This window comes from Methylosinus sp. R-45379 (assembly GCF_001644125.1).
Lineage (GTDB): Bacteria > Pseudomonadota > Alphaproteobacteria > Rhizobiales > Beijerinckiaceae > Methylosinus.
Genome location: NZ_LUUM01000068.1, coordinates 24,087 through 48,755, shown reverse-complemented (window position 1 = coordinate 48,755; position 24,669 = coordinate 24,087). Strand labels below are relative to the sequence as shown.

19 protein-coding genes are annotated in these 24,669 nt (G+C 64.6%); 7 read left to right on the top strand and 12 right to left on the bottom strand.

The window, feature by feature from the left end:
• From A1351_RS03970 to A1351_RS03945, 6 genes are all read right to left on the bottom strand, one after another.
• Positions 1-3,695: condensation domain-containing protein (locus tag A1351_RS03970; RefSeq protein ID WP_157096081.1), on the bottom strand; the 3,695-nt coding region annotated here is incomplete at its 3' end.
• A gap of 52 nt (positions 3,696-3,747) precedes the next feature.
• Entirely contained in the window at positions 3,748-4,641 is an 894-nt protein-coding gene (locus A1351_RS03965; protein WP_024881758.1) for a cupin-like domain-containing protein, read from the bottom strand.
• A 102-nt stretch (positions 4,642-4,743) separates the two neighbouring features.
• Positions 4,744-4,968 carry an MbtH family protein gene (locus A1351_RS03960; RefSeq protein ID WP_024881757.1) on the bottom strand — a complete coding sequence of 75 codons (225 nt, stop codon included), beginning with the start codon at positions 4,966-4,968 and terminating at the stop codon, positions 4,744-4,746.
• A 409-nt stretch (positions 4,969-5,377) separates the two neighbouring features.
• Positions 5,378-6,619 carry a PepSY domain-containing protein gene (locus tag A1351_RS03955; protein ID WP_024881756.1) on the bottom strand — a complete coding sequence of 414 codons (1,242 nt, stop codon included), beginning with the start codon at positions 6,617-6,619 and terminating at the stop codon, positions 5,378-5,380.
• A 34-nt stretch (positions 6,620-6,653) separates the two neighbouring features.
• Complete coding sequence (locus A1351_RS03950; protein ID WP_064032287.1) at positions 6,654-8,897, bottom strand: TonB-dependent siderophore receptor; 2,244 nt, start codon at positions 8,895-8,897, stop codon at positions 6,654-6,656.
• A gap of 84 nt (positions 8,898-8,981) precedes the next feature.
• Positions 8,982-9,401, bottom strand: a complete 420-nt coding sequence (locus A1351_RS03945; protein ID WP_157096080.1) for a hypothetical protein — start codon at positions 9,399-9,401, stop codon at positions 8,982-8,984.
• A 369-nt stretch (positions 9,402-9,770) separates the two neighbouring features.
• Here A1351_RS03945 and A1351_RS03940 point away from each other — a divergent pair, with 369 nt between their 5' ends.
• Both A1351_RS03940 and A1351_RS03935 read left to right on the top strand, forming a co-directional pair.
• Positions 9,771-10,448 carry a response regulator transcription factor gene (locus A1351_RS03940; RefSeq protein WP_024881753.1) on the top strand — a complete coding sequence of 226 codons (678 nt, stop codon included), beginning with the start codon at positions 9,771-9,773 and terminating at the stop codon, positions 10,446-10,448.
• Positions 10,445-11,818 (top strand): HAMP domain-containing sensor histidine kinase, encoded by a 1,374-nt coding sequence (locus A1351_RS03935; protein ID WP_064032285.1) that lies wholly within the window; start codon positions 10,445-10,447, stop codon positions 11,816-11,818. Before A1351_RS03940 ends, A1351_RS03935 begins: the two co-directional genes overlap by 4 nt.
• A 180-nt stretch (positions 11,819-11,998) precedes the next feature.
• Here A1351_RS03935 and A1351_RS03930 read toward each other — a convergent pair whose 3' ends face one another.
• The gene (locus A1351_RS03930) at positions 11,999-13,078 is read right to left on the bottom strand and encodes an aminotransferase class III-fold pyridoxal phosphate-dependent enzyme (RefSeq protein ID WP_064032284.1); all 1,080 of its coding nucleotides are present in this window, start codon (positions 13,076-13,078) and stop codon (positions 11,999-12,001) included.
• A gap of 323 nt (positions 13,079-13,401) precedes the next feature.
• Here A1351_RS03930 and A1351_RS03925 point away from each other — a divergent pair, with 323 nt between their 5' ends.
• On the top strand, positions 13,402-14,031 hold the full coding sequence (locus A1351_RS03925; RefSeq protein WP_024881750.1) for a FecR domain-containing protein: 630 nt from the start codon (positions 13,402-13,404) through the stop codon (positions 14,029-14,031).
• Between the two features lie 9 nt (positions 14,032-14,040).
• Here A1351_RS03925 and A1351_RS03920 read toward each other — a convergent pair whose 3' ends face one another.
• Both A1351_RS03920 and A1351_RS03915 read right to left on the bottom strand, forming a co-directional pair.
• The gene (locus tag A1351_RS03920) at positions 14,041-15,981 is read right to left on the bottom strand and encodes a CHASE2 domain-containing protein (protein ID WP_064032282.1); all 1,941 of its coding nucleotides are present in this window, start codon (positions 15,979-15,981) and stop codon (positions 14,041-14,043) included.
• Positions 15,982-16,132: 151 nt separating this feature from the next.
• Positions 16,133-16,648, bottom strand: coding sequence for a YchJ family protein (locus tag A1351_RS03915; protein WP_064032280.1), 516 nt, complete (start codon positions 16,646-16,648; stop codon positions 16,133-16,135).
• 511 nt (positions 16,649-17,159) lie between these two features.
• On the opposite strand from A1351_RS03915, the gene A1351_RS03905 reads away from it, so the two are divergent.
• The 4 genes from A1351_RS03905 (at position 17,160) to A1351_RS03890 (ending at position 21,495) form a co-directional block, all read left to right on the top strand.
• The gene (locus tag A1351_RS03905; RefSeq protein ID WP_024881746.1) at positions 17,160-17,369 is read left to right on the top strand and encodes a cold-shock protein; all 210 of its coding nucleotides are present in this window, start codon (positions 17,160-17,162) and stop codon (positions 17,367-17,369) included.
• A gap of 31 nt (positions 17,370-17,400) precedes the next feature.
• Complete coding sequence (locus A1351_RS03900) at positions 17,401-17,748, top strand: TIGR02300 family protein (RefSeq protein ID WP_024881745.1); 348 nt, start codon at positions 17,401-17,403, stop codon at positions 17,746-17,748.
• A 204-nt stretch (positions 17,749-17,952) separates the two neighbouring features.
• A complete protein-coding gene (locus A1351_RS03895; protein WP_064032278.1) occupies positions 17,953-19,698 on the top strand; it encodes a DEAD/DEAH box helicase in 1,746 nt (581 codons plus the stop codon).
• Between the two features lie 285 nt (positions 19,699-19,983).
• Complete coding sequence (locus tag A1351_RS03890; RefSeq protein ID WP_064032277.1) at positions 19,984-21,495, top strand: diaminobutyrate--2-oxoglutarate transaminase; 1,512 nt, start codon at positions 19,984-19,986, stop codon at positions 21,493-21,495.
• A gap of 48 nt (positions 21,496-21,543) precedes the next feature.
• Here A1351_RS03890 and A1351_RS03885 read toward each other — a convergent pair whose 3' ends face one another.
• The 3 genes from A1351_RS03885 to A1351_RS03875 are packed head-to-tail and all read right to left on the bottom strand — an operon-like array spanning position 21,544 to position 24,628.
• Entirely contained in the window at positions 21,544-22,428 is an 885-nt protein-coding gene (locus tag A1351_RS03885; protein ID WP_026598244.1) for an HlyD family secretion protein, read from the bottom strand.
• Complete coding sequence (locus tag A1351_RS03880; RefSeq protein WP_064032275.1) at positions 22,425-22,634, bottom strand: DUF1656 domain-containing protein; 210 nt, start codon at positions 22,632-22,634, stop codon at positions 22,425-22,427. The genes A1351_RS03885 and A1351_RS03880 overlap by 4 nt, the downstream gene beginning before the upstream one ends.
• Positions 22,631-24,628, bottom strand: coding sequence for an FUSC family protein (locus A1351_RS03875; RefSeq protein ID WP_064032274.1), 1,998 nt, complete (start codon positions 24,626-24,628; stop codon positions 22,631-22,633). The genes A1351_RS03880 and A1351_RS03875 overlap by 4 nt, the downstream gene beginning before the upstream one ends.
• Positions 24,629-24,669: the final 41 nt, after the last annotated feature.

Here is a 24,669-nt window from a genome sequence, read left to right as displayed (position 1 = left end):
TCCGGCCCGACGCCGAGCCCGACGAGATGGCGCGCCAGCCGGTTCGCCCGCGCGTTCAATTCGCCATAGGTGAGAGTGTCGTCGCCGAAGATCGCCGCCACAGCGTCGGGCCTGCGCTGCGCCTGCGCCTCGAAAAGCTCGTGAACGCACAAGTCGCGCGGAAATTCCGCCGAGGTGTCGTTCCAATCGAATATCAGCTCGCCGCGCTCGGCCTCTTCCAAAATGGGAAGATCGCCGATGCGCGCCTGCGGATTGTCCAGAATGCCGTCGAGCAGCGCTCGGTAGCGGCGCGCCAGGCGCTCGATTGTGGCGGCGGCGAATAGCTGCGTCTTGAACTGAAACGACAGCAGCAGCTCCTCATCGACCTCGGCCGCCATCACCGCGAGGTCGAACATCTCCACGCGCTCACGCAGGCTCGACGATCTCGCTGTGCGCCCACAGTAAGAAAACGAAGGGCCATCCTCACCGAGCGCGAGAGCGGCGAATTCCGCCGGCGCCTCCGATTGCGCCTGTTGCAGAACAAACCAGCTCTGGTAGATCGGCCATTGGTTCTCATGGCGTTCGGGCTGAAGGCGGTCGACAATCAGCGGAAATGGGAATTGCTGATGCTCGAGCGCGCCTCGCACCGTTGCGTGTGTCGCGCGCAACAGACCTTCGAAGCTGTCTTGCGGCAGCGCCCGCACCCGCAGCGCGACAGGATTGACGCAATTTCCGACGAGACCGATCGTCTCCAAACCCAAGCGGCCGCTCGTGGGCGCTCCGACGACCAGATCGGACTGCCCGGTCACGCGTTGAAGAAGCGCGAAATAGCCGGCCAGCAGCAGCGAAAAAAGACTTACGCCCTCGCGCTTGGCCAGCTCTTTCAGCCTATGGGTCGTCTCGTGGTCGAGCCGCAGCGGCGCCGATCCTCCCGCATAGTCGGGAACGGACGGGCGCGGAAAATCCGTCGGCAATTCGAGCGCAGGCAGTGGGCCGCGAAGCTGATCGCTCCAATAGCTCCAATCCCGCTCCGCGGCAGGGGAAGCGAGATAATTTGCTTCACGACGCGTGAATTCGGCGTAGTCCCCGCTCGCGGGCGGCGCAAAGCCGTCTCCCGCCTCCGGCGCGAGATAGGCCGCGTCGAGCTGCGAGACCAGAAGCAGCAATGACCACAAATCGACAGCGATATGATGTGCGACGAATAAGAGGGTCGAGCCGCCATCGCCTCGGCTGTAGACGACGATCCGAAACGGAGCTTGCGCGTCGAGATCGAACGGACGCCGCGCTTCCTGCGACAGCGCGCCCTCCAGCTCCGCCGACGTCCAGGCCGTCGCGTCCTCCCGGCGCAACCAATCTGCCAACTCTTCGAGGGGAAGCGCTTCCTGCGTGACGCCGTCCGAGCCGGAGCGATAGACGGTGCGAAGCTGAGCATGACGCTCGACGACCGACGACAGCGCCCGATGGAAGCGGGCAAAATCCAACGGCCCGTCGATATCGAGCGCGAGATGCAGATTATAGACGTTGCTCGCTGCGTCGAGCTGATGGACCGTCCACATCGCGTGCTGGCTGTGCGACAGAGCGCGCGGGTCCGGCGCCAGCGCGACCTCGCGTGCGGATGAAGCGTCGTCGTCGGCGAGCCGGGCGAGCGCTTCAGCGGCCTCCGCAAAGCTCGCATCCGAGAGCAGAACGCCGATCGGCGTTTCGATCCCGAGCGCGGAATCGAGCGAATGCTTCACTTCGATCGCCCGCAGCGACGAGAGCCCGCTTCGCGAAAGCAAAGTCGTGGGGCTGAAATCGCTTTCCGGCGCCCCAAGCGATCGCGCCACTCTGGAGATGAGAAAACGTGTGAGAAGCGCAGCTTTTTGCGCCGGCGCCAGATAGGAGAGCGCCTCGCGCAGGAACGCGTCGGCCCGCTCCGCGCTGGATTGCTCTGCCACGGCGGCGGATGACGGCGCGGCGGAATGCGCGCGCGCCAACGTCCGCAATTCTCCAGACAGATAACGTTGCCGGCACTCCGCCCGCCGAAGCTTGCCGCTCGACGTTTTCGGGACCGAGCCGGGCTGCACGAGCACGATATCCGCCGGCTCGACATCGATCTCATTGACGACGCAAGCGCGAATGTTCCGAAACAGCGCCTCGCCGCCGCTATTTTCCAATGCGCCCAGGTGCGAGCGATCCGGCTCCGCCACGACAATGAGAGCTTCTCGATCGTCGATGGTCACGGGGAAGGCCGCGGTGGAGCCGCGCCGCAACCCCTCGATCTGTTCGTCGATCACACATTCAATGTCCTGCGGATGAAAATTGCGGCCGGCGACGATGATGAGATCCTTGAGACGGCCGGCGACGAAAATCTCTCCCTGCTCCAGGAAGCCGAGATCGCCCGTCCGCAGATAGGCGCGCCCATCCCCTTCGGCGACCGTCGCGCCGAAGACGCGCGCCGTATCGTCCGGCCTGTTCCAATAGCCCAGCGCGACGCCCGGCCCCGCGACCCATATTTCGCCGATTTCGCCAGGGGCGCAGATGCTCGTCGATTCGGGGTCGACGATCTGAACGTCATATCCCGGCCAGCCGTGGCCACAGCCGACGACGGCCGTGGATTTGGCGCCTTGCGACGGAGCGACGCGACGCGCCTCCAATGCTTGCCGATCCACCTCGACGATGGGAAGCGGCCGGTCGCGCGTCGGCGCCGTCACGACTAGCGTCGCCTCCGCGAGGCCGTAACAGGGATAGAAGCTGTCACGCCGAAAGCCGGAAATGGCGAAACCCCGAGCGAAGCGATCGAGCGTCGACGCGCGCACCGGCTCAGCGCCGCTGAAGGCGATGCGCCAATGGCTCAAATCGAGGTCGCGCTTCTCCTCCTCCTTTATTTTGCGCACACAGAGATCGAAGGCGAAATTCGGACCGCCGCTCGTATGCGCCCGATAAGTGGAGATCGCCTTCAGCCAGCGCAGCGGCTTTTCGAGGAACGCCATGGGGGACATCAGATAGGCGGTGGCGCCGATATAGAGCGGCTGAAGGATGTTCCCGATCAATCCCATATCGTGATAGAGCGGCAACCATCCGACGAGGTCTGAGCGCTCGTCATGGCCGAAGCTCTCTTTGATGAGCGCTTGGTTGCTGAGTAGATTGGCATGCGTGACCATCACGCCGCGGGGATCGCCGGTCGAGCCCGACGTGTATTGCAGGAAAGCGATCTGGTCTGGCTCGGGCGCATGAGCGCGCCACGCTTCCGCCTGTTCGGAGGAGATCACATCGGTCGCCGTCCAAGAGCAAGGAATTCGCGCCAATTGCTCGCCGGCCTCGTTCTCGAACCGTTGACGCAGCGCCTCCGTCGTCAAGATCGCGGCGGGTCGCGCGTCGCGGAATATCGATTGCAGCCTTTGCAGATGCCGGCCGGATGGCGGATAGGCGGGGACGGCGATAACGCCTGCGTAAAGGCAACCGAAAAAGGCCTCGATATAGTCGAGACCCGGCGGATAGAGCAGCAGCGCGCGCGCGCCTGTCGGCCCCAGCGCCGTCAAATGCGTCGCGATCGCCCGCGCTCTTCGATCGAGATCCGCATAGCTGAGGCGCGCGCCCTCTCTCTCGCCATCGTCGAGAAAGACATAGCCCGGCTTCGTCGCCTGTTCGGCGGCGCGGATACGCAAAAGATCGACGAGATTTCGGGCCGCGAGAGGAAGCTTGGCCTTTCGGACGCCATCGAGAACGATCGACATTTTTCGTCGTTTCCTTTGCACTTTCCCGATCGTGGCGCGCAGCGCCGATCGGTCACGACACGTAGCTGAGATAGGATTTGTAAAAGGGCATGACGCGCTTCGACGGGACGCCTGCCCACATGCCGAAAGCGATCAGCGCATTGTAGTAGACATTCTGGAGAGGCATGCCGCGCATAGCCGCCAGCAAACCTTTCAGAGCGCTGCCTTTCGTGTGCCAATCGACGTTGAAGGACAAAGCGCAGTCGAGGCTTCTGACATGATGCAGCGTGCCGGGCGGCATGTAGAGCAGATCGCCGGGGCCGATCACGATCTCGACGCCTCGCGCGTCGCGGTAGAGCGGATAGCGCTCATGATCGGGATTTTCCACGTCCACTTTGCACCAGCGCCAATTGTAGGGGTAGCAGCGCTGCAGATCGTCGTGAGGAAATAGCGTGAAGCGCTTCCTGCCCGAGACTTGAAAGAACAAATTGTGAGTCAGCAGACAGTCGAAATGCAGCGGCGTGAGGCTGGCCGACGGCCCGAGAAACATCTGGGCGAATTTGGGCCAGTCGGCGCCGTACCAGGACGGAAAGTAGCTTTGAGGAAAGGCCGCGAGATCAGCGTTCGCGTTACGAAACACGCTGGTCAATGGAATGTCGTGCAGATAGAGCGGCCTCTCTCCGACCTGCTCGCCCGCCGCACAGCGCCTTTCATAGAGCTCCAAACCATCCAGATAATCGGCCAAAGGCATATGAGATATTTTGACCCCGGAAGCGGTCCATTCTTTCAGCGGCGTCTTCGAGCCGCCGGCGTGCCGACGGAGATAATCGAAGGTCCAGTCGGAGAGGGCCGCGCATTCTTTCAAGGCGCCTCGCACGACCACCGGCCGCGCGGGGCGAATGTAGAATTTCGCGAAATCGTCAGGCGACAGACGGTCCAGCTCAGCGACGCGGTAGGCCTTCGACATTCCCGCTCCTACTCTCTGATCTTTTGCGACCGCAGTCCGCACGCGCAATTCGCGCGTCGTCCCGAGGCGACCGTGCTCGCGACGATCGGCGACAGGACAGGCTCAGGACGCTTCCGACTGAGCTTCCGCCATTTGCCGGCGCAAGCTCAAAGGACGCATATCCGTCCACACCTCTTTGATGTAGGCGAGACACTCCGCTTTCGGGCCGGTTTTGCCGACGGCGCGCCAGCCGGCGGGAACAGGCTTGTAATCGGGCCAAATCGAATATTGTTCTTCGTGATTGATCACGACCGTGTAGGTCGTGCGATCCTCGTCGTCCCGATCCATGAGCAAGCTCCTCTCGATCCGAATTGTCGTTCGCCTGCAGCGCTCACAATGAGCTGCGCACGACGCGGCCGAAATATTCCACGAACAGAATTGGCTCCGACGACATCGCGCCTCTCTGTCGCAGTCTTGCAGAAGGCCGCAACCGCATTCGGTTCGTTCACTGAGTTAGACGGATCGGTCTCGCAAAACATGCCAACGAAATTTCAGAAATTGCTTTTCGGATGCGTGGGCTTCATCTCCGCCCAGCGGGGCTCGCCGAAAGCGTCAGCCGCTACGCGGCGGAAGACGCCAGCGCGCCGCGCATCGCCTCGCGCCAGAAAGCGCGCGCGCAGTTCGACTCAGTGCGTCGAAGGCGTTCTCGTCGGAGATCGGCTCGCGATTTCAGCTCGCGTAGCGCGCGCGAGGCTCGTTATTCCGAGGATCGGAGCGCAACCGATTTCGGCGCCTTGGCCGAGTCGCGTTGCGCATGAAGGCGGCGGGCTCTTCGCTTTTTCCACCAGATGTAGACGCCCGTCGCCGACAGCGCCGTGAGCGCGAGGCCGAGCGCACAGACAAAGAGCCTGTAAGGCATGCCGAAAATGCGCGCCATGTGAAGCGCGTAGAGCCAGCTCTCGATCGTATTGCCGATATGCTCGCCAGTGGGCTGCGACGCCTCGATCAAATGGCCATCGTCACCGTCGAACATCACCGACGTCGCCCCGCCTTTGGGCGAGCGCTCGAAGAGATCACGGCTGCCGCGGACCTCATAGAGATAGGCGTTCGCCTCTTCCAGATAGGAGAGCGCCAAGGCATTGCCGAAAGTAAAGCCGCGCAGGGCCGACTGCTCGGCGATGAGCCGCTCGCCGGCTCCCTGCGCCGCAGGCCAGTCGAGCGCCGGCGGCCGGTAGGCGCGTTGCGGCAAGGATAGGTAGAGATCGATCGACGAGCGGAAATCGAACAAAGTCCGCATCACCGGCTCGTAGACGAAGGGCCGCAAATTCATCATCACGCTCGACCAGGCGAAGACCAACAGCGCCGCCCATAGCCAGAGGCCGCCCGCGCGGTGGAGATCGAAGTTCAGGCGGTAGAAGCCGGCGTTGCGCTTGACGAGCCATGCCGGCTTCCAGCGCCGCAGAAAGGACTTCGTCGTGGGCGGAAGGGTCAGAAAGAAGGCCACGAAGCAATCGATCGTCCAGATCGTCGCCACGATCCCCAATATCAGCTGTCCGACGCCGCCGAGCATGAGGCGCCAGTGGAGATCGTAGATGAAGGGCATGAGATTGACGAGGCCTTCGGAGAGATCGGCGCGCCTACGTCGGCCGAGTTCCGCGCCGGTCCATGGATCCACGAAGAATTCCGTGAAGCCGAGATCATACGGCGCCTGCGTCCGAGAATTCTGCCGCGGCGCGAAGGAAATCGAGACCTGATCGGGCTCGGCGTAGGTCACGGAGGTCACACGGCCTCGAGGGACCTGCGCCTCGGCCCGAGACGCCAGAGCCGCGAGATCGAGCGGCGCCGCATCGGCTCTCGGCGTGGCGAAGAGCCGGGGCGCGAAAACGCGCTCCAGCTCCGTATTGAAGGCGAGCAGGCTGCCGGTCAGGCCGACGACGACGAGAAACGCCGCCATCGCGAGTCCGGCCCAGCGATGCAGAAAGACGAAAAAGCCACGCAAGGCCTCCCTCCTCTCCAGAGCCGAACGCCGCTCGTCACCACTGAAAATTCACTGATCCGATAAAGGTGCGCGGCGCGGCGTAATAGGCGGATTGAACGCGATCACTATATTCGAAATACCGTCGGTCGGTCAGATTCTTGATGTTCAATTGAAACTTGATCTTATGCCCTTCGATCACGGTGCGATAGGCGCCCATCGCATCCAGCTTGACATAGCCTGGGAGCTTCCATGTGTTGGCGTCCGTGCCCCAGCGATCGTCCGTGGCGTAGACGCCGCCTCCGAACTCCCAACCCTCCTGCACGCCCGGCGCCGTATCCCATTTCGCCCAGATATTTCCGACATGCGGCGCGACGCTGTTGAAGCGCTTGCCGGCGTTGCCATTGCCGAGATCGTCGACGATCTTCGCGGAATCGAACGTATAGCTGGCGATCACGCTCAGATTCTCGGTCAGATTTCCAGCCACGTCGACCTCGATTCCTCGACTGGCGACAGTGCCTGCGGCGCGGCTGAAGCTGGGGTTGACGGGATCCGGCTCCAGAACGTTTTTCTTGGTGATATCGAACAAGGAGACGCTCGTCGTCACCCTCCCATCGAGCCAGATCTTCTTGATCCCCGCCTCCCATTGCAGGGCTTCTTCTGGCGGGTATATGGTTCCGCCGCTCGACACGCCATTATTCGTGCCGAACGACCGGACATAGCTGCCGAATATCGATGTGTCGTCCGCGAGCTTGAACAAGACGCCGACGCGAGGTGAGAGTTTCGGCTTATCGGGACGATGATCCAGCGGATAGGCGGTGCAAGCGGGAAAGCAGGGCGCGTCCGCCTCTCCATAGACGCTCGAATAATTGACCTCGGATTTGTCCCAACGGCCGCCGAGCAGGACGTGAATGCGATCGTCCCAAAAAGAAATCTGGTCCTGAGCATAGACGCCGAAGTCTCGCTCGCGGGATCGGAACAACGCATTTCCTCGTCCCGTATCGGCGAGATAATGCAAATAGCCGTTCAAATTGCCATAGGTCGGCGCATAGACGTTGAGCGGCAACGTCGGCGTGCCGGCGGCGTCGATGCCGAACGAGTCGTCCTGATAGGAATACCAGTCGACTCCGATCAAGGTTTTGTGCTTGATCGGCCCCGTCAGTATTTCGCCAGTCAAATCGAGATTGGTCGCGACGATGCGTCGCTGATACTGGTAATTGCTGAAAGTCCTCGCGACATTTACGCCGTCGAACCCGCCATAGGCGAAGAAGCCGGTCTGATTTTCGTCATTCGTGACAAAATGGAAGCGATTGGTGATCTTCCATTTATCGTCGAATTTGAAGGTCCAGTCGTAACCGACGACGGTTCGGTGCACGACATAGGGAAAGTCGCTCCACAGGGCCGGATCGCCGATCGAGAAGCGCCTCGACAGATTCAGCGGACGATCGTTGAAGCCCGGAATGACCACGGGCCGACCATTGTCGTCGAAAAGCGTGTTGACGGGAACTTTGCCGAGCCCGTCCGGCTGCGACTGCTTCTTCTGATAATGCTCGACCTGAGTGTTGAACTCGAAGTTCTGAGTCGGCCTGAACGTCAGAAAGAGCGCCACCGCGCCATTGTCATGGTGCTCGAAATCGGTGAAAGAGTCGCCGTGATCATATGCGCCCATGACGCGGTAGAGCAGAGTTTTTTCGTCATTCGCGGGGCCGGTTATATCTAGCGTGGTGCGCGACAAGCCCCAGCTGCCGAACCTCGTCTCCGCCTCCGCCCGGAACTCCTCCTGGGGACGCTTGGTCACCACATTGACGAAGCCGCCGGGCTCGAGGCGCCCATAGAGCACGGAAGCCGGCCCTTTGACGATTTCGACCCGATCGGTGAAAGCGATCTCCTCCCCGCCGATGAGGCTCTGGAGCTTCAGACCATTGCGCCAAGCCGCGGACATGCGGAAGCCGCGAATGAGATAGCTGTCATAATAAGTGCCGGGCGACGATTGCACGCCGCTGACATTCTTGACGGCCTCCATCGTGCTCAGGGCCTGCTCGTCGACGATCACCTCATGCGGGATGATCTGCACCGACACCGGCGTGTCGAGCAGAAGCGCATCGGTCTTGGTGGCGCTGACGGCGGAAGACCGAGCGTAGCCGGTCTCCTTCGCCGCGGGTCCAAAGGCGCCGCGGACGGCAGACGGCTTGGCTTCCCCAGCGACATCGATTGTCGGGAGCGCCTCCTGCGCGCGGGCGGCGATAGAGGGAAGCAGAAGAACCAAGGCGGAGACGCCCCGCAAGAGGGTCGAGTCGATCATAGCTGAATTTCTCCTGGCGCGACGACATTGGCCGCGCGAAAGCCGAAAGGAACGAAGACGCGGAGCTGCCGCGCCGATCGAACTTCAGGAGAACAGGGGCGGCGCGCGTGGCGACCAAGAGCTCGCCCAGCCGGTCGGGCGGCCGCCGCGCTTGTCGACCATGGGTCTAGGGCCGCGGCCCATCGCGCCGAAACCCGGCAATTCGGCGAGAATGGCGCTGTCGAGGTCGAACGCCAGCCGCGCTGCGTCGCAGTCGCAGGCGCCGAAGAGCAGACAGCAGGCCGGCTCCTCGGCCCGAACGGGGATGTGCGAATGAGGATTCGATTTTTGCGCGACGCAATCGATAGAGGGCGGCGATGCGCCGAGCTCGTGCGACATCGAATGCGGCGACACGCCGCCGATTGCGGCGAGGCTCTGGAGGACGAACGAGAGCGCCGCCAGGCTCATAAAGAGCCGATGGAGCCTCTGCGCCAATCCTTCCAGCCGGGTTCCAGCCGCCGTCATGGCGCGAAGCCTCCGCATCTCCATTTGTCGCCGCCCGCCGACTCGACGCCGATCAACCCCGGCAAAATACGGATAAATCCTCCCCTTAGTCTCACATCCGGCGCGGCGCGCCGAATATCGGCTCACTGTATCCTCCGAGCAACAGACCGCGTTTCGATCGACGGAGCCAGCCATTGATTTATCGTAAAGTTTTCGTTCAGATCAAAGTTGCTGCGGCCTCGACGTCCAGCCCGGCCGCGAACTAGAGCGTGACCCGATCCAATCGGCTCGGATCACATTCGAGATTCTCTATTCGGGAGCGAATTCTGATCGATCGAACGATCGGAGAGCGCTCTAGGAGAGTATTTTCCCCAGGGGAAGGGTGAGATCATGCGTATTCTCCTCGTCGAGGACGAGCCGGAGATGGGGCGACTGGTCGCCTCGCTCGTCGCGGAAGCCCAATTCATCGTCGATCGCAGCGGCTCGCTCGAGGAGACGATCGAAGCCGCGGCGAGGGCCAATTATGGTCTCATTCTGCTCGACCGGCGCCTGCCCGACGGCGACGGTCTGTCGATCGTCGCCGATTTGCGCAGGCTGCGGCCCGGCGTGCGGATCATAATGTTGACGGCGCTGGACTCGCTGGACGACACGATTTGCGGGCTGGACGCGGGCGCGGACGACTATCTCGCCAAGCCGTTCCGCGGCCCGGAGCTGATGGCTCGGATCCGGGCCTGCCTGAGGCGTCCTGGAGCCGAGCCGCAGCCTTCGCTCGCCGTCGCCAATCTCGCCCTGGACCTCGCCAGTCGCGAGGTGACGATCGCCGGCCGACCCGTCGGCTTGCATCGGCGCGAGCTCGCGCTGCTCGAAGCGCTGATGCGGCGCGCCGATCGTGTCATAGCGCGTGAAGCGTTGTTGGACGAGGTTTACGGCCTCGATGCCGAAATCCAGCCGCATACGCTCGACACTCTCGTCTGGCGATTGCGCAAGCGGCTCGAATCCTTCGGCGCCGGCGTCACGATTCATCTCGCGCGCGGCATCGGCTATATGCTGACGGAATCGGCGCGATGAGCAGAGGCCCTTCGCTGGCGTTGCGGGCGGCCGCCTATCTCTTGGCCGCGCAGCTCGTCGCGGTCGGCGGGGGCTGGATCTGCGCGCTCGTTCTCGGCCTCTTCGGGCTGGAGGATTTTGCGACCTCGCTCGATGAGATCGCCTATCCACGCACACGCGAGCTGATCATGGCGTCTATCGAACGCGGCGCAGATGGGGCGCTACGAGTCGAGCCCACACAGGCGCTACTCGCCGAATTGGCGCACAACCCAAAGTTGAAATATGCGGTGTTCGAGCCGATAGAGATGCGGCCCGCCCCAGGTTCCTCGCCCGAGCTCGTGACGGCTTTGACGAGCCTCCGCGCTCTTCATCCGAGCTGGGTTCATTTCTCGCTGGACCCGCATCAGCACGGCCGACCGACCGGTTATCTCCAATCGCGAGAGACGCCCTACGGCCCCGTGTCGATCGGCGTCCACGGCTTCACATTTCGTTGGCCGGATATATTTGTCTCGATGTTCTACGACGCCAAATGGATGAGCGCCTATTTCGGCCCCGCCATTCTCTTTTCCATTTTCACGAGCTGGTTCGCCGTGCGCCGCGGGCTCGCCCCGCTGCGCGACATCGCCGCCGAGGCCGCGCGGATCGACATGGACACGCTCGAACAACGTCTTCCCGACGCAACGACGCCCGCGGAAGTCCGGCCGCTGGTCGTCGCCTTCAATCAGGCGCTGGAGCGCCTCGACGCGGGAGCCGCGCGGCTGCGCCGTTTCACCGCCAACGCCGCTCATGAATTGCGCACCCCTGTCGCGATTTTGACCGCGCGCCTCGACGCTCCGAAGCAGCCGAGCTTTCTCCTCGATCTGCAAGGCGACGCGCATCGCATTCGCAATATCGTCGAGCAATTGCTGGCGACGACCCGCCTGTCGGATAGCCCTGCCCGCTCGGCAGAAGAGGTCGATCTCGTGGCCTCGAGCCGGCGCGTCGCCGCCGATGCGCTGCTGCTCGCTGTTCAGAATGGTCGCCAAATCGAATTCGATGCTCCCAATTCCGCTGTCTTTGTCCGCGGAAATCGCGCGGCCCTCGAGTCCGTTCTCTCCAATCTCGTCGACAACGCGCTACGCGCTGAGCCCGAAGGCGGATCTGTGATCGTCCGCGTCGGCGCCGACGCCATGGTCGAAGTCATCGACCATGGCGAAGGAATCGCGGAAGCGGATCGCGAGCTCATTTTCGAGCCGTTCTGGCGCAAGAGCGAGGCGCCGCCGGGAACGGGTCTCGGCCTGACGATCGCGAGAGAGCTGATGACGCGCCTCGGCGGCCAAATCATCGTCGGCGACACCGAAGGCGGAGGCGCGACGTTCAAGCTCTCTTTTCGGCGGCTGCCGCAAGAGTGAGATGCGGCAAATTGCACCTCCGAGATATCGATGAAGGCCTCGCGCCGACCTCCGATGAAGGCGCCGACGGATCGAGCCTCGCGCCTCGATCCGTTCGATAGCGACGCCCGATCCTTTGATTTCCGTCGCGCCGATCATCGCTCCGCATCATCGCAATTGCCGGCGCGATCGCGTCGGCTCTCATTGCGTCTCCCGCGCGCAGACCGCGTCGATGATGGATACCGCCGCGTCGATTTCGCCTTCCTCGACCGTCAGCGGAGGAAATAGGCCGAGGAACGATCCCATGGCGCGGGTGAGGAGCCCGCGTTCGGCCAGCATCGCGCGCATCGGCTCCGCCTCTCCCCCCGGACACGCAAGTCCCTGCAACAGGCCGATGCCGCTCAGCGCCGTGAACGCCCCGCGGCGCTTATAGAACAGCTCCGTGAGCCGGTCTTCGAGACGCCAGCCTCGATTTTGCACGCGTTCCAGAAAGCCGGGAGCCGCCAGCATATCCATAAAAGCGCGCCCGCTCATGAGCGTCGACCGATCGACGAGAGGCGGGTGGCCCGGCGCTCCGCGCGCCAATCTTTGGGTGACGACCAGCGCCGCCAGCGGCGGGGCGTTCGCCGGCCGATGGAGGGCGACCATCACGTCCGGGGTCACGCCGGTCCATTCATGCGCCCACAGCATGCCCGAGCGCCCGAAGCCGCAAGAACTTTCGTCATAAGCGAGGACGAGTCCATATTCGTCCGCGGTCTCGCGCAATCGCGCGAGCTGCCCTCCCGGAACGATTTCGAAACCGGATTTCGTCCTCACCGGAGCGATCAGCATTCCAGCCGTCCGATTGTCGATTTCCGTGGCCAATGCGCCCGGATCGTCCGTTTGGAGCAGCACGACATCGCCATCGGCTTCCAAGCCAGGGGGCGAGCCTGCCGCTCCGTCCGAGGCTCCGACGCAAACGATGAGCCGGCGTCGCTTTGGGCGGCCGACAATCCGATGGTGACGCCGCATCATCTCGACTGCGTAGCGCCAAGCCTCCGCCTCGGACTGAAACAAGAAGACGCGATCGCCAAAAGAAAGCGGAGTGATTTGGGCGCAGAGCGCGTCGGAGAGCGCGGCCGCCTCCAGAGCCTCATCCAATAGCTCCGCCGATCCAGCGAAATCCTCCGGCGAGGCGCCGGAAAAGTCGAGCGGAGTCGCCGCCGCAGGCCCGTCACTGCCGATGACAGGCTCGATTTGGTCATTGGGCTCATTGGCCGGATCTGACGATGCGCCTGACATGTTCCGCTGTTCGAGGGCGAGGCTGCGCGCTTTCGAGGCGTCGCGCCCGGTTCCAGTCGTAATTCCGCAAGCAAGGATAGAGCCACAGGCCCCGTCGCCGGACAAAGTCGGCTTTACGATACAAACGCCCGACTGCCGCCGCTTCTCTCTCGCTTCGCAAAATGCTTATCGCAAGCCCCATTGGACCGAGCGACGAAGAAGACGGCGTCTCGGGCTGGCGATCTCATCGCGCGAGCGCCATGGCCTTTCCCCAGAGCGCCGTCTCCGATGGGCTTGCGCCGCCAGCGTCGCCGCACCAAAGTGCGGCGAAAGGAAGCTGCGTCATGTCCAACCGTCACTTTGCTATCCTCGCCGCGGCCCTCGCCACGATCGGCTCCCTCGGGCTCGCACGCGCGGAGCCGGTCGGCTCTGTGGTCGCGGCGCGCGGGGAAGCCGCGCTGGAGCGAGCCGATGGGCGTTCGCCGGCGGAGGCGGGCGCGGCGGTCCTGCTGAACGATCGCGCCACCACTGGCGATGCGTCGCGGCTCGATCTCAAGCTCGGCGCGGCGACGCGCCTGCGGCTCGGCGCCAATGCGGTGCTGAAAGTCGACAAATTCGTCGGGAAATTATCCGCCCGGACCACTCTGGAAGAGGGAGCCGTTCTGATCGACCGCGCCAGCGGGGCCGAAAAAAGCTTCGACCTCGAGACGCCTTACGGGCTTTTGTCGGCGCGCGGCACGGTGTTTTTCGCCGGCCCCAGCCGGGGAGTGTTCGGCGTTTTCGTCCAGAAAGGCGCCGTCGACGTCGTCACGCGGTCGGGTTCCGTGCGGCTGACGGCCGGAGAGGGCGTCGATTTCCCGCCGCCTCGCGTGGTCTTCCTTCCCGGACTGCTCGACGCTGAGCCCTCGGAGCCGAGCCCGGTGACAAAATGGGGGGCAAAGCGCATCGAGGAGGCGCTGGAGTCCGTCCGCTGACGCGGCGCGTCACTCGCCCGCGAGCGTGAAGATCATCGTGTCCTCTGGCAGGCCTTTGAGCCGCAGCATGCCGAGCGGCGCCAAATCGCGCCGCGCCGCCGCAGCCGCCGCGCCCGGTCCGATGCAGATTTGCGAATCGAACTGCTTGTTCGCCTGCTCCAGCCGGGCCGCGACGATCACCGCATCGCCATAGGCCGTGTAGTTCAAGCGGCGCGCGCCGCCGACATCGCCGACGATCGCCGGCCCCGTCTCGACGCCGACTCGCGTGCGTCCGAAGCCCGCCTGCGCCGCCAGCGGCTCTTTGCGGAAGCTTTCCGAAAATTCGACGATCGCCGCGGCGCAGGCGATGGCGGCGTCGACGTGATCGGCGCGCTCCAGCGGCACGTTGAAAAAGGCGTGAATGGCGTCGCCGGTCACGCCGTCCACCATGCCGCCGTGATTGGTGACGATTCGCTCCAGGCCGCCGAGATAGACGTCGAGCAGGGCGATGAGGTCGCGCGGCGCGAGGCGGCGCGTCATGGGGGTGAAATTTTCGATATCGGTGAAAAGCGCCGTGATGACGCGCATCTCGCCCTTGCGCCGCAGACGCTCGGGGTGGGCGATGATCTCGCGCACCACATCGACAGACAGATATTGCTCGAATTTGCGCGAGATGAACGCCTTCATCTGGCGCGTGCGGGCGAAGGCCGCCGCCGCGGCTATATTGCCGGAGAGCAGGACGATGAGCGGAGGTCCGGCGGGATCGAGGACGATATTCTGAAAGATCAGCGCCGTCGCAGCGACGGCGATCCAGAACGCGGACAGGGCCGACTGCAGGGCGAAGGCCGTCATGGGGCCGACCCTCGCGGCGACGGCGGCGGCGACGGCGGCGAGGACGAGGGCCGCGCCGACTTCCATCGCGACCGCGTGCTTCGGGCGCAACGGAGCTATTCCGGCGAGGAGCTGCTCCGCCGCTTCGGCGTGGATCTGCACGCTGGGGGTCAGCGGGCCGAGCGGAGTCGGGCGCAGCGCTCCCGCCTGCGGCGCGCTGGCGCCGACAATGACCAATTGTCCCGCGAGCCGCTCGGGCGCGACGCGCCCTTCGAGAAGGTCGGCGGCAGAGAGCGTGCGCTGCGCCCAATGGGCGGGATCGGACCAGCGCAGGCGCAGCGCGCCGCCCTCGCCCAAAGGCGCGCGGCGCGCCCCGATCTCGAGCCGGCCGCCTTCGACAGAGAGCATGGCGACATTTTCGGCGACGCGGGTCGCCTCCAGCGCGAGGCCGGGAACGAGCCGATCGCCGACCGAGAACAGCAGCGGCGCCCGGCGCACCACCCCGCCCTCCTCGCCGAACAGCGACGATACGCCGAGACCCAGAGCCTCGGCCGCGAGCGGCTCGTGTGGAGCGATTACGCCGGAGATGGGACGCGCATATTTCAGGCTGGACGGCTCTTGGACCTCCACGAAATTGAACGCGGCCGGCGGCGCGGCGCCGCCCGCCAGCGCAGCCAGAATCGTCTGGCCGCGCTCGAGCGTCTCGCCGAATTCGTGATCTGGATCCGGCGCCTGCGCGAGAATCGGCGCGAGCTCGGCGCGCAATTTCGGATCGGACACGCCCTCGATATGAGCTCGCAGGGAATGTCGATCGGATCTGTCGAAGAAAATGTCGAAAGCGAGCGCCGCGGGACGCCCATCGAGAATGAGCGCCGCGAGCCGCGCCATGTCGTCGCGCGGAAGCGGCCAGCCGCCGGCGCGGGCGACGGTCGCCGAGTCGATATCGACGACCAGCACGCCGGCGCGCCCGGTCTCGCGCGGGGCGACCCGCTGTAGCGCGTCGATCGCGCGCTCGCGCAGCACGCTCGCGAATCCGTGGAGATCCGTGGCCGAGAGGGCTGCGAAGATCAGCGCGCCGACGCCGCCGACGACGGCCGGCGCCGTGAGAAGGCGTTTGAGCTGGCGTCGCCGGTCGATCATGCGATGCGGGCCTTTGGCGCCGACTGAGGAAAGAGCGAGCGCCGACGCCTTTTGCTACAGCGCTGGCGCTAGGGTCAATCCGGCGTCGCCATGGCCGAGCCGGCGTTCGGCGCTCCCCCGAGAGCGAACGCCAAGCCGCCGCGGCGCTATCTCAGGCCGCCACGCCGCAGCATTTTTTGTATTTTTTGCCCGATCCGCAAGAACAAGGGTCATTGCGTCCCGGCCTCGGCTGCCGGACGACCGGCGCGCTCTTGCGGCCCTCGCCCTCGACAAAATACCAGCGCTGATCGGATTCGTCGAAGTGAAACAAGGATTTCTCACGATGCGTGAGACGCAGGCCTTCCGAAATATAATGTGCGGTGAATTCCACATGGCCGGTGGCGTCGCCGGGCTGGCCCGCCTCCGTCGCTTCTATGTCGAGGCCGAGCCATTGCGATTTTTTCGACCAATCGGTGGCCGCCGCGCGGTGGAAGCTGGCCCGACGCTCGGGCGCGAGAGTATTCTCCAGATAATCGATGCGGCCGAGAACATAGGCCGTGTAGCGCGAGCGCATCAGCGCCTCGGCGGTCGGCGCGGGCGTCGCCCCTTCGACATGAGGACCGCAGCAAGCGGAGAGAGACGCCGGCTCGGCGTCCTGGGCGCGGCAGGGACAGGGCTGATCGGTCATTCGGGACGGCTCATTTGTTTGCTCGGACGCGTTCCGATCGACGGAATTCGTGTCCGAAGAGAGAATCCAATGCGCTATTCATTTAGATTGCATAGCGAATTGGAAGTGGAATCTTGGCGCAGTAAGCAGCCTGTGTCTCGAGGTTCAACTGTTTTTTCAGCGCCTGATTCCCATCCCCCTGATGTTTGACAGGGACCAGGACGCGGCTCAGCAGCTCGAGGCGGCCGGCCCAGGGGCCGAGCTCGCGCGCAATCGCGTCTCGAAATAAAGCGCGCGAGGCGCATCCTGTGGCGACGCCAGCACGCGAGCCCCGCAAACATAGTCTCGCAGCGAAACCGCTCTGTTGCATTTTCGTCCCGACGCCCTATATCTCCTAAATCGAGTTTCGGCCGAACGAACGAGCTTTCCCGCCTTTTGGCGCGTCGGCGTGCGACTTTCCTCCCAGAGCTTCGATCTACATGCGACCGCGCGACCGCGGCCGCCCAGTCTTCGCGCGAGAGAAGGAAAACGCATGCAAACCGGTATCGTGAAGTGGTTCAACTCGCAGAAGGGCTTCGGCTTCATCCAGCCGGACTCCGGCAGCGCGGATGTGTTCGTCCACATCAGCGCGGTGGAGCGCGCAGGGCTTCGCGGCCTCGCCGAAGGCCAGAAGATTTCCTACGAGACCGTCATCGACAAGCGCAGCGGCAAATCTTCGGCCGACCAGCTGCAGGTCGCCTGAAGCCCGAATTCTCGACCAAGAGGAGAAGGCCGTGGCGAAAGCCGAACTTGGCGCGAAGCGCCGATGCCTGAGCTGTGGAGCCGCGTTTTTCGATCTCAATCGCGAGCCGATCACCTGTCCGAAATGCGCGGCGATATTCCAAGTCGTGGAGTTGCCGCGCTCGCTTCCGCGGAGGGCTCCGTATCGCTCCATGGCCGGCGACGCGCGCATCGGCGACCAGCCTCCGAGCGACGCCATTTCATCGTCTGAAACGGAGACGGAAGCCGAGGCGGAAACAGAGACCGAGGAAGAGGTGGACGAAGACGCAGAAGCCGACGACAGCGTCCCGCCGCCGATCGACGACGACGACAAGATCGAGGAGATCGACGACCTCCTCTAGAACGCTATTCTCCGTTAGAACGCTATTCTCCGTTCGATCGGAAGCGCCATCTAGCGGGACGCGCGCGAAGCAAATAATATCGTTCCGACCAAGCTCGCTTCGGCGGCCCCGACCTTCCAACGAGCCGATGGCTCGACGAGACCCGTTCGAGCGCGTATCTCTCGCCCATTCTCTGCATCGCCCACTCGCCAGGCAAGCTCACCCGTGACCTTCCCGAACGCCCGCGCCCCGCTCGCCAAAGCCTTGGCGGAGCGCAATTACAATTCGCCCACGCCGGTTCAAGCGGCGGTGCTGTCCGCCGAAGCGCAAGACGGAGACATTCTCGTTTCCGCTCAGACCGGATCGGGAAAGACGGTCGCCTATGGCTTGGCCATCGCCTCGACGATTCTCGGCGAGGCGGATCGCCTGCCGGAGCCGCACGCGCCCCTCGCGCTCGTCGTCGCGCCGACGCGCGAGCTCGCCTTGCAGGTCGAGCGCGAGCTGGGCTGGCTCTACGAGCACGCCGCGGCGCGAATCGTCTCTTGCGTCGGCGGCATGGACGCGCGCCTCGAGCGCCGCAAATTGACGGAGGGCGCCCATATCGTCGTGGGAACGCCCGGACGTTTGCGCGATCACATAGAGCGTGGCGGGCTGGACACGACGCGCATCGTCGCGGTCATTCTCGACGAAGCCGACGAGATGCTCGACTTGGGCTTTCGGGAGGATCTCGAGTTCATTCTCGAGGCGACGCCGCAAGATCGGCGCACGCTGCTCTTCTCGGCCACCATGCCGAAGGGCATTGCGGCTCTGGCCAAGCGTTATCAGCGCGACGCGCGGCGGATCGACGTGGCGCGTGGGGAGCGCGGTCACGGCGACATCGACTATCGCGCGGTTCGCGTCGCGCCGAAGGAGACGGAGCTCGCGACCGTCAATCTCTTGCGCTATTTCGAGGCGCCGACGGCGATCGTGTTCTGCAACACGCGCGAGTCTGTTCGCCATCTGCATGCGATCTTGCTCGAACGCGGTTTTGCGGCCGTGCTGCTGTCGGGCGAGCTCGGCCAGCACGAGCGCAACCACTCCATGCAGGCGCTTCGCGACGGGCGGGCGCGTGTCTGCATCGCCACCGACGTTGCGGCGCGCGGCATCGACTTGCCCAATCTCGATCTCGTCATTCACGCCGATCTGCCGCATGACGCGGAAGCGCTGCAGCACCGCAGCGGTCGTACCGGACGCGCCGGGCGCAAGGGCGTCAGCGCGCTGCTGATTCCCTCCGCGAGACGTCAGCGCGCCGAGCGGCTGCTGCGAGACGCGGGCGTTCACGCATTTTGGAGCGGACCGCCCTCCGCCGAGGAGATCAGCGAGCTCGATCGCAAGCGCATGATGAGCGACCCGCTGCTGCTGGAGACGCCGAATGAGGAGGACTTCGAAGCCGCGAAGCTGCTTCTCGCGGAACGATCGCCCGAGCAGCTCGGCGCGATGCTCGTTCGCCTCTATCGGGCGCGGCTTCCCGCGATCGAAGCCGTCGTCGACCCCGGGCAGGAGCCCGAGCGCCGGGAACCTCGCGAGTCTCGGGAGCCCCGAGAGCCCCGCCCCTCTCGGACGGCGGGCGCAAAGCCGGCCAAAGAGCCGCGTCCGTCCCGCTTGCCCGGCGGCGCCGTCTGGTTTCGTCTCGACATCGGCCGAGCGAAGAACGCCGATCCGAAATGGCTGCTGCCCATGCTCTGTCGCAAGGGAAATCTCACGCGGCAAGACATTGGCGCGATCCAGATCTTCGAGCATGAGACTCAGGTCGAGATCGCCGAGCCGGCGGCGGCGCAATTCGTCGTCGACATGCGCCGGCCGGGCGGCGACAATATTCGCGTGGATCGTCTGGACGGCTATTCCGAGCCGAGACACGTCAAGCCGCCGCGCAGAGACGCCCCGCCGAAGCATAAGCAGAAGCCGCGGCGGGAAAAGCAGCCGCGGGGCTGACGGCTTCGGCGTCTTTGCGCTGGGTTCGGCGGGCGTGACTTTCTGACAGTCCGCCAGATGTCGACGCCCGCCCATCGATAGCCGCCGCACCCACTGCGCAAATATTTTCGTGACATTCGCCGCCGAGCAGCGACCGCAGGCTGCTCATCGTCGGCGCTCCCCCAGGGCGACGCGCGCGCAGAAAATTTGTTTGGCGCCTTCGTCCGGCCTCGCACGTCTTTGTCAGCAGGAATGCGTACGCCGACGGAATGGTCCGTCGTCGCGGGGGCGCCGATGGGGTGCACGATGTCCAAATCGTCAGATGCGTTTGCGAGCAGCCGCGCGCCGTCGACCGCGCCGACCGACCCGGAATTTTCGAATGCGAGCGTGCAGCTCGTCGATCGCCCTTCGGACGGCGAATTCCCGAGTTCCGGCGCCGAGGACCTCCATGCCGCATATCCGCTCTATAGCGCGTTCGGCAATCGCTATCTCGCGCGCCAGGCCGATATCGAATCCAATGCGAGGACCTATCCGCGAAGCCTGCCGATCGCCCTCAGAGCAGGGCGCGGCGTCATCGTGGAGGACACGGAAGGACGTGAATACATCGACTGTCTCGCGGGAGCGGGCGCCTTGGCTCTGGGCCACAATCATCCGGTTGTCGTCGAATCCATCCGCGCGACCTTGGCGGAGCAGGCGCCGTTCCAGACGCTCGATCTGCCGACGCCGCTGAAGGACCGGTTCATCCGCGAGCTGTTCGACAGTCTTCCGCCGACATTCGCAGAAGACTTCAAAATACAATTTTGCGGCCCCTCCGGCGCGGATGCGGTCGAGGCGGCTCTCAAGCTCGTCAAGACCGCGACCGGGCGGCGCGGCGTCGCATCGTTCCAGGGCGCCTATCATGGAATGACGCATGCGACCCTCGGCGTCACCGGCGAGCCGACTCCGCGAAGGGCCGTCGGCGGTCTCGGCGGCGAGGTGCAATTTCTTCCCTACCCTTCCGATTATCGCTGTCCCTTCGGACTCGGCGGGGAGGCCGGCTCGGACATTGGCGCGCGCTATATCGAGAATCTCCTCGAGGATCCGAACAGCGGCGTGCTGCCGCCCGCCGGCATGATACTCGAGGTCGTTCAAGGAGAGGGCGGCGTAAATCCGGCGCCGGACGACTGGCTGCGCAAGATTCGCGACATCACCAAGCGCCGCGGCATTCCTCTCATTCTCGACGAGGTGCAAACAGGTCTCGGACGCACCGGGCGCATGTATGCATGCGAGCATGCCGGCGTGACGCCGGATGTGCTCGTGCTGTCGAAAGCGATCGGCGGCGGGCTTCCGCTATCGGTCGTCGTCTATCATCGCGATCTGGATATATGGAAGGCCGGCGCGCATGCCGGGACGTTTCGCGGCAATCAGCTCGCCTTCGCATCGGGCGCCGCGACGATCCGCCATATCATGCGCGAAAGGCTCGATCTCAATGCGGAGACGATGGGCGCGCGTCTTCGGCGCGGACTGGCGTCGATCGCCGAAGACGCATCCTGCATCGCCGACATTCGCGGACGCGGCCTCATGGTCGGCGTGGAGATCGTCGACGACCGCGCGCCGGATGGAGCGATGCGGCCGGCGGCTCCGGAGACGGCGCGAAAAATCCAACACGAGTGCCTGCGTCGCGGCCTCATTCTCGAGCTCGGCGGCCGCTTCGCATCGGTTGTGCGCCTCCTGCCGCCACTCATCGTGAGCGACAGCGACATCGGCGCGATTCTCGACAGATTCGAGGCGGCGTTGAAGGCCGTCGAGCGAGGCTACGCTTCCTCCGCGAGTCGCTGAGCGCGCGTTCCGCTCAACGCAACGGGTGGTCGTCGTCGAGCGGCGGCGTCATGGCTTCTTCGCGCCGATAACGACAGTCGCCGTGCGGCCGGCGATCATGGCCACGTCGTCGGCCGTCGGATCGAGCGCGATGCGGACAGGTATGCGCTGCGCGAGCCGCACCCAGCTGAATGTCGGATTGACGTTGGGCAGCATCGTCGTTCCGGCGCTGCGCTCGCGATCCTCTATGCCGCCCGCTATTCCTTCGACGCGTCCGAAGATCGTCTTCGTCTCGCCCATCAAATGAATCTCGGCGCGGTCGCCGACGTGAATCATCGGCAGCTTCGTCTCCTCGAAATAGCCGTCGACATACAGGCTCTCCGCGTCGATCAGCGCCGCGACGCCCTTGCCCGCCGTCACATAGACGCCGGGCCTCAGGTCGAAATTCGTCAAAGGCCCGCTGACGGAAGCGCGCACCTCCGATCGATCGAGGTTCAATCTGGCGACATCGCGGTCGGCCGCCGCCTGCCGCAACGCCGCTTGGGCCTGCGCCTGCGCGGATATCGCCGCGTCGAGCTGCTGCTTGGAGACCGCGATCGTCTTCGTCGCCTCGAGAGCGCGATAACGCGCCAGATCCTTCGTCGCGACGTCGAGCGCGGCGGCGCGTCCCTCGAGAATCGCCTCGGCCTGTCGCAGCGCGAGAACGAAGCGCTCCCGATCGATGCGGAACAGCGCCTCGCCCTTGCGTACGAATTGATCGTCGTGAACGAGCACCTCGCTGACGAGCCCCGACACATCGGCGGCGACGGCGACGACATCGGCGCGCACGCGCCCGTCCCTGGTCCAGGGCTCCGCCTCGTAATATTCCCAAAGGCGCCAGACGACGAAGGCCGCCGCCAGGGCGAGCGCTAATGTCGTCGCGATGCGAAGGAAGGTGAGCAGCTTCGTTTTCACAGACGTTCCGGGGATAAGAGAAGAACGCAAGCGCCGAGCAGACAGACGAACATGGCGAAATTGAACAATGCCGGGTGCCAGACGAAGCGGTAGAAGCCGATGGTTTCGAGCGCTCGCTCGATCGCGACCTCCAGAACGAAAGCGACGAGCGCAAAGGCGAGCAGCGACGATACGAACACGCCGAAGATGCTGATTTCCGCATTCATGCGACTTTCGCCTCCAACAAGGACTGGTCGGGCGGGGGCTCTGCGGCGAAGAGACAGCGCCGCAGGCCGACGAGAGCGAGCAGCAGGCGCGCGTCGCCGGCGTTTCGCGCCGTCGCCATCGCGCGGTCGATCGCATGCAGAGCGGCCCGAGACGGCGCCGGCGCACCGATCTGGAAAGAGCGGGTGAGATGCTTCAACAACGCGTCGATCCGTCTTCGGCGAGAGCCGACCAGCGTGTTTCGCGATCGGCGCGCATCGAGAATATTCAGCCCGGTTCTCAAATCGCGCAGCGCGTCCGGCAGTTTGCCTTCGACCGCATGGGCGATGGGCGCGAGCAGAAACAGACGATCGAGCATCAAGCCCATGAGGCGCACGTCGTTTCCCGCGCGCGGATCGGCCGCCTGAACGAGCGCGTCCCGGTTGGCGCGCGCATAGCGGCGCGCACGCCATTGCGCGCCGGCGCGGCGGATCAAGGCCGTCGTGACCGCCGTCAGCGCCATGCCGGCGGACATTGCGAGACTCGTATTCACGAAATTCTCGGCGTCCGCGGAATAGAGCTCCTGCACGGCCATGGCCGTCGGTGTGACGATGGCCAGCGGCAAGCCGATGCGAAAGGTCTGCGGCGAGGCGATGAGCAAGCCGAAGGCGAGGTAGACGGGAGCGAGCGCCAGCGCCAGCGTCTCGAAATTGTGAATGCGCGGCAATATGACAAAAAGGTAGACGCCGGCGATCGTCGTGGCGACGATGGTCCATTTGGCGAAGCCGGCGATCGACGGAGTGGGATCGTCCTGAGATGCGTAGAGGCTTCCGACGATCGCTCCCATCATGGCTGCGACCGAGCCCTCCGGCCACGCCGTGGCGATCCAGAATAGGCAGCAGGCGAAAATCGCGCAGCCGAGCGCGAAGGCCGCGTGCAGGGCGGCGCCATGGTCGAGATGGCGGACGCGCGCCACGCGCGATTCGACCGTGAGGCGCAAGGGCGCTGGCTGAACCGACCCGTCGGCGAGGGCTTTCGTCAGCTCGCCGCAGTCGAACAAAATATCGAGCAGCTCGCCGATACGCTGGCAGAGGCTCGCCTCGATGAGCGCGCGCCAGTCGGCGTCCGCGCTCGCGGCGGCAGCCGACTCGAGGTCGCGCCGAAGCTCGGCAGTCGTCTTCTCCGAATCTTCGGCCCCGACGACCACGGCGCGCGCGCGCTCGACGAGCGCGCCAACGCGTTCCGAGGCGCCGCCGAGGTCGGCGAGCGCGGCGAGGCGATCGGAGATCGCCGACAGAACGGGAAACAGCATGAGCATGCGTGGCGTGATGCGACGGATGCGGTCGAGCGATCGGCGTTCGACCGCAGGATCGAAGGAGAGATGGGCGGCGAGCGTCTCGATCTCCGCCACATCGGTCACGAGGCGTAACCAATGCGCGTCGTTCGGCGCGCTCGTTTGCGGATCGAGCGCGTCGCTGGCGGCGTCGCGTCCATGCCGCAGCGAGATATCGAGCCTTTCGGCGACGACGGCGCCGACGGAGCGCGGGAAGACGAGGCTCGACACGAGCGAAGCGCAAGCGATGCCGACGAGGATTTCTTCGGTTCGCGACAGAGCGAGATCGAAGACCGTCGACGGCGCGTCGACGGCCGGAAATCCGACGATCGCCGCTGTATAGCCGGCGAGCATGAAAACATAGCCGCGCGGCGTGCGGTCGAGCAGCGCGAGATAGAGGCAAAATCCCGACCAGATCGACATGGCGAGCGCCAGCACGAGCGGGGCGTCGACCAGATTGGGAACCATCAGAACCGCGCCCGCCGCGCCGATCAATGTGCCAGCGGCCCGATAGACGGCCTTCGACATCGTCGCGCCGGCGAGCGGCTGCGAGGCGATATAGACCGACGCCAACGCCCAATAGGGCCGCGGCAGATCGAGCCAGAAGCTGACGGCGAGGGCCAACATCGCGGCGACGAATGTCTTGACCGAGAACAGCCAATGGCTCGAGCCGAAAAAAGTCATCAAGGGGTTCCGGAAGCGTCGGCGACCGCAGCGAAGCGCTT